The organism is Herbaspirillum sp. UBA812, from assembly GCF_002296545.1.
Classification (GTDB): Bacteria; Pseudomonadota; Gammaproteobacteria; order Burkholderiales; family Burkholderiaceae_D; genus Herbaspirillum; species Herbaspirillum huttiense.
Window position 1 is genome coordinate 4,623 of record NZ_DBIC01000111.1, and the last position, 7,086, is coordinate 11,708.

At 66.3% G+C, this 7,086-nt stretch carries 6 protein-coding genes and 1 pseudogene; 6 read left to right on the forward strand and 1 reads right to left on the reverse strand.

The annotated features are described in order from the left end of the window. The 6 genes from B3873_RS07280 to B3873_RS07305 all read left to right on the forward strand — a co-directional run. Nucleotides 1-723: LysR substrate-binding domain-containing protein (locus B3873_RS07280; RefSeq protein ID WP_286864962.1), on the forward strand; the 723-nt coding region annotated here is incomplete at its 5' end. A 450-nt stretch (nucleotides 724-1,173) separates the two neighbouring features. Then, nucleotides 1,174-2,511 (forward strand): MFS transporter, encoded by a 1,338-nt coding sequence (locus B3873_RS07285; RefSeq protein WP_121038178.1) that lies wholly within the window; start codon nucleotides 1,174-1,176, stop codon nucleotides 2,509-2,511. 70 nt (nucleotides 2,512-2,581) lie between these two features. Further along, complete coding sequence (locus B3873_RS07290) at nucleotides 2,582-3,412, forward strand: phosphogluconate dehydrogenase C-terminal domain-containing protein (protein WP_286864963.1); 831 nt, start codon at nucleotides 2,582-2,584, stop codon at nucleotides 3,410-3,412. Between the two features lie 12 nt (nucleotides 3,413-3,424). Beyond that, nucleotides 3,425-4,669: a ribulose-bisphosphate carboxylase large subunit family protein gene (locus tag B3873_RS07295; RefSeq protein WP_286864964.1), complete on the forward strand. Its 1,245-nt coding sequence runs from the start codon at nucleotides 3,425-3,427 to the stop codon at nucleotides 4,667-4,669. Next, entirely contained in the window at nucleotides 4,666-6,054 is a 1,389-nt protein-coding gene (gene oiaK / locus B3873_RS07300) for a 3-oxo-isoapionate kinase OiaK (protein WP_286864965.1), read from the forward strand. The genes B3873_RS07295 and oiaK overlap by 4 nt, the downstream gene beginning before the upstream one ends. A 96-nt stretch (nucleotides 6,055-6,150) precedes the next feature. Beyond that, complete coding sequence (locus tag B3873_RS07305; protein WP_286864966.1) at nucleotides 6,151-6,858, forward strand: transcriptional regulator NanR; 708 nt, start codon at nucleotides 6,151-6,153, stop codon at nucleotides 6,856-6,858. Nucleotides 6,859-6,871: 13 nt separating this feature from the next. Here B3873_RS07305 and B3873_RS07310 read toward each other — a convergent pair. Continuing rightward, nucleotides 6,872-7,086, reverse strand: a pseudogene (locus B3873_RS07310) (hypothetical protein); the annotation flags it as partial.

The following is a 7,086-nucleotide window of genomic DNA, read 5'->3' on the forward strand; positions in this document are numbered from 1 at the left end:
GGCCATTGCGTGATCCGCTATGCGCGTCTGATGGCGACCGATCTCGGGTCGCTCTGCGAAGAGATGGCGCAGATCCGCTCCGGACGCGGCGGACGGCTGGCCATCGGGGCGGTGATGGGGGCCTTGCCGGAACTGGTGGTGCCGGCGGTGGATGCCTTGCAGCGGCGCCATCCGGAGCTGTCCATCGATATCGTCGAAGAGACCAGCGTGCAGTTGCTGAGCCGGCTGGACGAAGGCCATCTGGATTTGCTGGTGGCGCGCGCGAGCGTCTCGGACAACCCGGGAAAGTATCACTACCAGCCCTTGTCGGAAGAGCCGCTGTCGGTGGTGGTCTCGGGCGAGCACCCGCGCCCGCGCGGCAGGCAGATGAGCCTGGCGGCGCTGGCCGGCTATCGCTGGGTTACCTATCCCAGCCACATGCCGCTGCATGCGGTGCTGGAGCGCGAAATGGACCTGGCCGGGGTGAGCATGCCGGGCAATGCGATCTCCACCGCCTCCACCTTCGTGACGGTGGCCTTGCTGCAGCAGGGGACCGACATGGTCTCGATCCTGCCCACGGCGGTGGCGGAGATGTTCGTCAAGCGCGGCATGCTGCGCATCCTGCCGGTGAAGCTGCGGTCGATGTCGCAGACCATCGGCATTGTCACGCGCAAGGGCGGGCAGTTGTCCAGGGCGGGGGAGGCATTCGTGGACTTGTTGCGCCCAAGACTCCGGATTGCCTGAGCTTGTCCGCTGGCACGGGGCTGATCTCCAGCTAACCGTTTTTCCTCATCCCCACTTCAATGCGCAAAGCTTCACCTGCGCCGCCCAGGCGGTCGCGGGAAGGGCGCGTTCGCCCTTCTGCATGCCCCTGGACGGATCCTGCCCTCGCCGCAAACCGCCGTGCGATGGTGGATACCGGCCGTGGTGAAAGGATATTCACCTCAGCCATGCAAAAAATTGAGGCATCACCAATATGGTGTAATGGTATAGTGATTATACCAGTTGGCGTTCTCCGGATTCTCGGATGGGTTGCCTGCTGGCAAAGACGAAGAAGCTCAAAGAAATAATAAAGAAACAACCAAGGCAGCCAGGCGACCGCGAGGCGCACAGCCCCCGCGTTTCCTGGCCACACCCGCAGAGGTTGTCGTTGAACAGGCACAGCCTCTCAACCCGACAGGAGACAAGACAACAATGGAGACGCCCCAAAGCGCCGTCGAAAGATCGGCCATCCGCAAGGTCGCAATGCGGCTCGTGCCCTTCGTGGGCCTGATGTTTTTCATCAACTTTCTGGATCGCACGGCGATCTCGTTTGCCGGACCCAACGGCATGAGCCGTGACCTGGCCCTGACCGCCGCCCAGTTCGGGTTTGCGGCCGGGGTCTTCTTCATCGGCTACGTGCTGCTGGAAATCCCCAGCAACCTGGCCTTGCACAAGTACGGCGCGCGCCGCTGGCTGGCCCGCATCATGGTCACCTGGGGCATCGTGGCGCTGCTCTTTACTTGGGTCAGCAGCGTGGAGGGTCTGTACGTGCTGCGCTTCCTGCTGGGGGTGGCCGAGGCAGGCTTCTTCCCCGGTGCCATCCTCTACCTGAGCCTGTGGGTCCCCGCGCGGCACCGCAGCCATATCCTGGCGCTCTTTTACCTGGCCCAGCCGCTGACCATCGTCATCGGTGCGCCGGTGGCGGCCCTGCTGATCGAGGCGCACGGCCTGTTCGGGCTGGAAGGCTGGCGCGTGATGTTTGCCGGGGTGGCGCTGCCGGCCATCGTGGTGGGCGTGATCGCCTGGTTCTACCTGGCCGACCGGCCGGCCGATGCCAAATGGCTGGACCCGGCCGAGCGCAAATGGCTGACCGCCGCCCTGCAGGCCGAACAGAGCAGCAAGCGCGTCGAGCACGTGGCCCATGCCGGTGCCGCGCTGAAGAATCCGCGCGTATGGCTGCTGGCGCTGGTGTATTTCGGGCTGATCTATGGCCTCTATGCGCTGGCCTTCTTCCTGCCGACCATCATCGGCGGCTTCGAAGCGCAGTTCGGCAGCAAATTCAATGTCTTCCAGAAAGGCCTGATCACGGCCATTCCCTACCTGCCGGCCGCCTTCGCGCTGTTCCTGTGGAGCCGCGACGCCACCCGGCGCGGCGTGCGCAGCTGGCACGTCGGGCTGCCCGCCCTGTTGGGTGCCATCAGCATCCCGGCCGCACTCTACATGCAGAGCCCGGCCACCACGGTACTGGCCATCACCGTGACCGCCTGCGCCATCTTCTCGGCCTTGCCGGCCTTCTGGTCGATTCCGGCGCGCTTCCTCTCGGGGGCGGCTGCGGCGGCAGGCATTGCGCTGATCAATACCGTAGGCAATGCAGCCGGGTTCATGGCGCCCTTCATCACCGGTGCCATCAAGGATGCCACCGGCAACTACCAGGCACCGATGTTCGTGGTGGGTGCGCTCATGGCGGTATCGGCCCTGGTGATCTTCGCCATCGGCGCCGGCGCCCGGCAAGAGGCCAGCGAGTTGCAGGGACGCGTGATCGCCGAGTGAGGTCGGCGCACGCAAAGAATCGGCCCGTTCAATGCACGAACGGGCCGCCAACGATCACAGGAGAACTGAAATGAAGGAAAAAATTGCACTCTTCGGCGCAGGCGGCAAGATGGGCGTGCGCCTGGCGAAGAACCTGAAGAAATCCGACTACCGCGTGGCTCACGTGGAAGTGAGTGCAGCCGGCCAGCAGCGCCTGCGCGACGAAGTCGGTGTCGAGTGCGTCAGCATCGATGCCGCGCTGGACAATGTGGACGTGGTCATCCTGGCCGTGCCCGATACCCTGATCGGCAGGGTCGCCGCCGAGATCTCGCCCAAGCTGCGCGCCGGCGTAATGGTGATGACCCTGGACGCCGCGGCACCCTTCGCCGGCCACCTGCCGGACCGGCCGGACCTGGTCTACTTCGTGGCGCACCCCTGCCATCCGCCCATCTTCAACGATGAAACCACGGCCGAAGGACGGCGCGATTTCTTCGGCGGCGGCGCGGCCCGGCAATCGATCACCAGCGCCCTGATGCAGGGACCGGAGTCGGCCTTCGACCTCGGGGAAGACGTGGCCAAGGTGATCTACCAGCCCATCCTGCGCAGCTATCGCCTGACCGTGGAACAGATGGCCATCCTGGAGCCGGGGCTGTCGGAGACGGTCTGCGCCACGCTGCTCTACGCGATGAAGCAGGCCATGGACGAGACCGTGCGCCGGGGCGTACCGGAAGAGGCGGCGCGCGACTTCCTGCTGGGCCACATGAATATCCTGGGCGCGGTGATCTTCAAGGAGATCCCGGGCGCGTTTTCGGACGCCTGCAACAAGGCCATCCAGAACGGCTTGCCGCGCCTCTTGCGCGATGACTGGCTCAAGGTCTTCGACCACGACGAGATCGCGGAGAGCATCCGCCGCATCACCTGACCAGGAGCGCGCATGGAACGCATCTACGCCAGCTACTGGCTGGAAACCGGCGACGATCCGGCCCGCGCGGCCGAGGTCATCGCAGGCGAACAATCCAGCGGCACCTTCGTGGCCCTGGCTACCGAAACGCCCGCCCTGAAGGAGCGCTCCGGGGCGCGGGTGGAAAAGCTGGAGATCCTTGGCCACAGCACCACCCCCAGCCTGCCCGGCGGCATGCCCGCTGCGCGCTATACGCAGTGCCGGCTGGAACTGTCCTGGCCGCTGGAAAACACCGGCGCCTCGCTGCCCAACCTGATGTCCACGGTGGCCGGCAACCTGTTCGAACTGCGCCAGGTTTCGGGCTTGCGCCTGACCGGGCTGCGCTTGCCGCGCGCTTTCGTGGAGGCCTATCCCGGCCCCGCCTTCGGCATTGCCGGTACGCGCAAGCTCACTGGCGTCACCCATGGCCCGCTGATCGGCACCATCATCAAGCCCAGCATCGGCTTGTCGGTCGAGGAGACGGTAGAGCAGGTGCGCGAACTGGTGGCCGGTGGCATCGATTTCATCAAGGATGATGAATTGCAGGCCGATGGCGGGCGCTGTCCGTTCGATGAGCGGGTGCGGGCAGTGATGCGGGTGGTCAACGAGCACGCCGAGCGTACCGGCAAGAAGGTGATGGTGGCCTTCAACCTGTCCGGCGACCTTGACCAGATGCGCCGCCGCCACGACCTGGTGCTGGCCGAAGGCGGTACCTGCGTGATGGCGGTGCTGAACTCCATCGGCCTGGTCGGCTTGCAGGAATTGCGCCGCCATGCGCAGTTGCCGATCCACGCGCACCGCGCCGGCTGGGGCTATCTCACGCGCAGCCCGCAACTGGGCTGGGACTACGCACCGTGGCAGCAGCTGTGGCGACTGGCCGGGGCCGACCACATGCACGTCAACGGCTTGCGCAACAAGTTCAGCGAGCCGGACGACAGCGTCGTCGCCGCTGCGCGCTCGGTACTGCAGCCGGTGGTGCCGGGGGTGGAGATGGTGAGCACCATGCCGGTGTTCAGCTCGGGCCAGACCGGCCTGCAGGCGGCCGACACCTACGAGGCCATCGGCTGCGCCGACCTGATCCACACGGCCGGTGGCGGCATCTTTGGCCATCCGCAAGGCGTGGCCGCGGGGGTGCAGGCGCTGCGCGAGGCCTGGGTGGCCGCCATCGAAGGCGTGCCGCTGCAGCAGCATGCGGGCAAGCATCCGGCCTTGCAGGCGGCGCTGGAGTTCTGGAAATGAGCCTGCTGCCCGATCATGACGGCCTGCCGCCGGGTTTGCTGCTGGCGTATTACGGCGATGATTTCACCGGCTCCACCGATGCCATGGAGGTGATGAGTGCGGCCGGCTTGTCCACGGTGCTGTTTTTGCGCACGCCCGATGCGGCCTTGCTGGCGCGCTTTCCCGAGGCCCGCTGCATCGGCATCGCGGGAGCCTCGCGCGGACGTTCGCCGCAGTGGATGGACGAACACCTGCCCGCACCCTTTGCCACGCTGGCTTCGCTGCGCGCGCCGCTGATGCAGTACAAGGTGTGCTCCACCTTTGATTCCTCGCCGGCCATCGGCTCCATTGGCCGCGCCATCGACCTGGGCGTGCGCCACATGGCGGGCGACTTCTCCCCCATGATCGTGGGGGCGCCACGGCTGAAGCGTTATCAGGTTTTCGGCAACCTGTTTGCGGCTGTTGACGGTGAGGGCCATCGGCTCGATCGCCATCCCACCATGGCCCGTCATCCCGTCACGCCCATGGACGAGTCCGATTTGCGCCGCCATCTGCGGCACCAGACGGCTCGCCGCATCGAACTGGTGGACATGCTGCAGTTGCGCGAGGGGGGCGAGGCCGCGCATGCGCGCCTGCCTTCCTTGCGTGGCAAGGATGTGCCGGTAGTGATGATCGATGTGCTCGATGAGGAGACCCTGCGCGAAGCCGGGCGGCTGGTCTGGGAAGGGCGCGGGGCGGGGGTCTTCACTGCCTCTTCATCAGGTTTGCAATATGCGCTCACGGCTTATTGGCGCGCACGCGGCTGGATCGCTCCCCAAGCTGGACTGCCGCAGGCGGGCCCGGTACCGGTGATCGCGGCCGTCAGCGGCAGCTGCTCGCCGGTCACCGCAGGGCAGATCGGCTGGGCGCGCGAACATGGCTTCGTGTGCCTGCGCATGGACTTGGCGGCGGTCTTGTCCGAGGCCACGCAGGAGGCGGAACTGGTACGGCTGGTCACGGCCGCCGCGGCGGCGCTGCAGGAACGGCGTAGTCCCCTGGTGTTTTCGGCGGAAGGGCCAGACGATCCCTGCGTGAGCGGCTTTGACGGGATTGCGGCTGCTGCAGGGCTGACGCGCCCGGAGGCAGCGCAAAAGGTAGGCATGGCACTGGCGGCCACCATGCGCCGGCTGCTCGAAGCGAGCCACCTGCAACGCATCGCCATTGCCGGCGGCGACAGCTCGGGCGAGGTAGCTAGTGCGCTCGATATTGCCGCGCTGTCGGTCTGTGCCGGACTGGCACCGGGGGCACCCTTGTGCCGGGCATGGTCGGATCATCCGGGACGCGACGGACTGGAGCTGGTACTCAAGGGGGGGCAGGTCGGCGCACGTAGCTTCTTCGGCGACGTGCTGGAGGGCCGGCGCAGCTGAAAGAGGAGGTTGGTTGGACGGCCGCAATCACAGTGCTGGCGCGGGATTGTGGTAGAGTGCGCGTCCAACGAAACCTACAAACGAGACAGTGCAGCCATGCCGGAACCGATACAGCGACGCAAGCTATACCAGGAAGTCCTGGAGCGCCTGATGGCGCGCATTCATCAAGGGGAATTTCCGCCGGGGACCCAGTTGCCTTCCGAACGCGACCTGATGGACCAGTACGGCGTGGGCCGCCCGGCCGTGCGCGAAGCGCTGCAGGCCATGGAGCGCTCCGGCTTCGTGGAAATTGCCCATGGTGAACGGGCGCGCGTGGTCGATCCCACGGCCGACCGCCTGATCGCCCAGATCGCGGCCGGTGCCCAGCATCTCTTGCGTACCAAGCCGGACATGCTCAGGCATATGAAGGAAGCGCGCGTTTTCCTGGAAACCAGCACCGCCCGCATGGCGGCCGAACGCGCCACCGAGGAGCAGGTCGCGCGCCTGCGCGAGGCCATCGCCGCACACCGCGCCTCGATGGTCAACCTGGAGGAATTCATCGAACGCGACATGGCTTTCCATCGCGAGATCGCCGACATCAGCGGCAATCCCATCTTCCCCTCGGTCGTGGAGTCGATGTTCCGCTGGGCCAGCGAGTTCTACACCACCCTGGTGCGCGCCCCCGGCGCGGAAGAACTGACCCTGGCCGAGCACCAGCGCATCGTCGACGCCATTGCCGCGCATGACGGCGAAGCCGCCGCCGACGCCATGCGTGCGCACCTGATGCGGGCCAATGACCTGTACCGGGAGCTGGGCCAGCAGTAAAGGGGAGGCGGCCCTAACGCAGCATGCCGTGCCAGGTCGGCTGTTTTCCTTCGTGATAATAAGGGCGGGTCAGCGGTGCCGACATCACCGCCGCATCGGCCAGCACCGTGACCGTGAACAGGCCCGGCGGGCCGTCATAGCGGCGGCAGGCCTGGGCTGAATTGCGGTTGTTGTGCATGTCCACCACCAGCAGGCGCTTCTCCTCTTCGCTCATGCCCGGCGTGGGCG

Coding starts and splice junctions, on each gene's coding strand:
- B3873_RS07285 (WP_121038178.1), top strand. CDS start 1,174: ATGGAGACGCCCCAAAGCGCCGTCGAAAGATCGGCCATCCGCAAGGTC.
- B3873_RS07290 (WP_286864963.1), top strand. CDS start 2,582: ATGAAGGAAAAAATTGCACTCTTCGGCGCAGGCGGCAAGATGGGCGTG.
- B3873_RS07295 (WP_286864964.1), top strand. CDS start 3,425: ATGGAACGCATCTACGCCAGCTACTGGCTGGAAACCGGCGACGATCCG.
- oiaK (WP_286864965.1), top strand. CDS start 4,666: ATGAGCCTGCTGCCCGATCATGACGGCCTGCCGCCGGGTTTGCTGCTG.
- B3873_RS07305 (WP_286864966.1), top strand. CDS start 6,151: ATGCCGGAACCGATACAGCGACGCAAGCTATACCAGGAAGTCCTGGAG.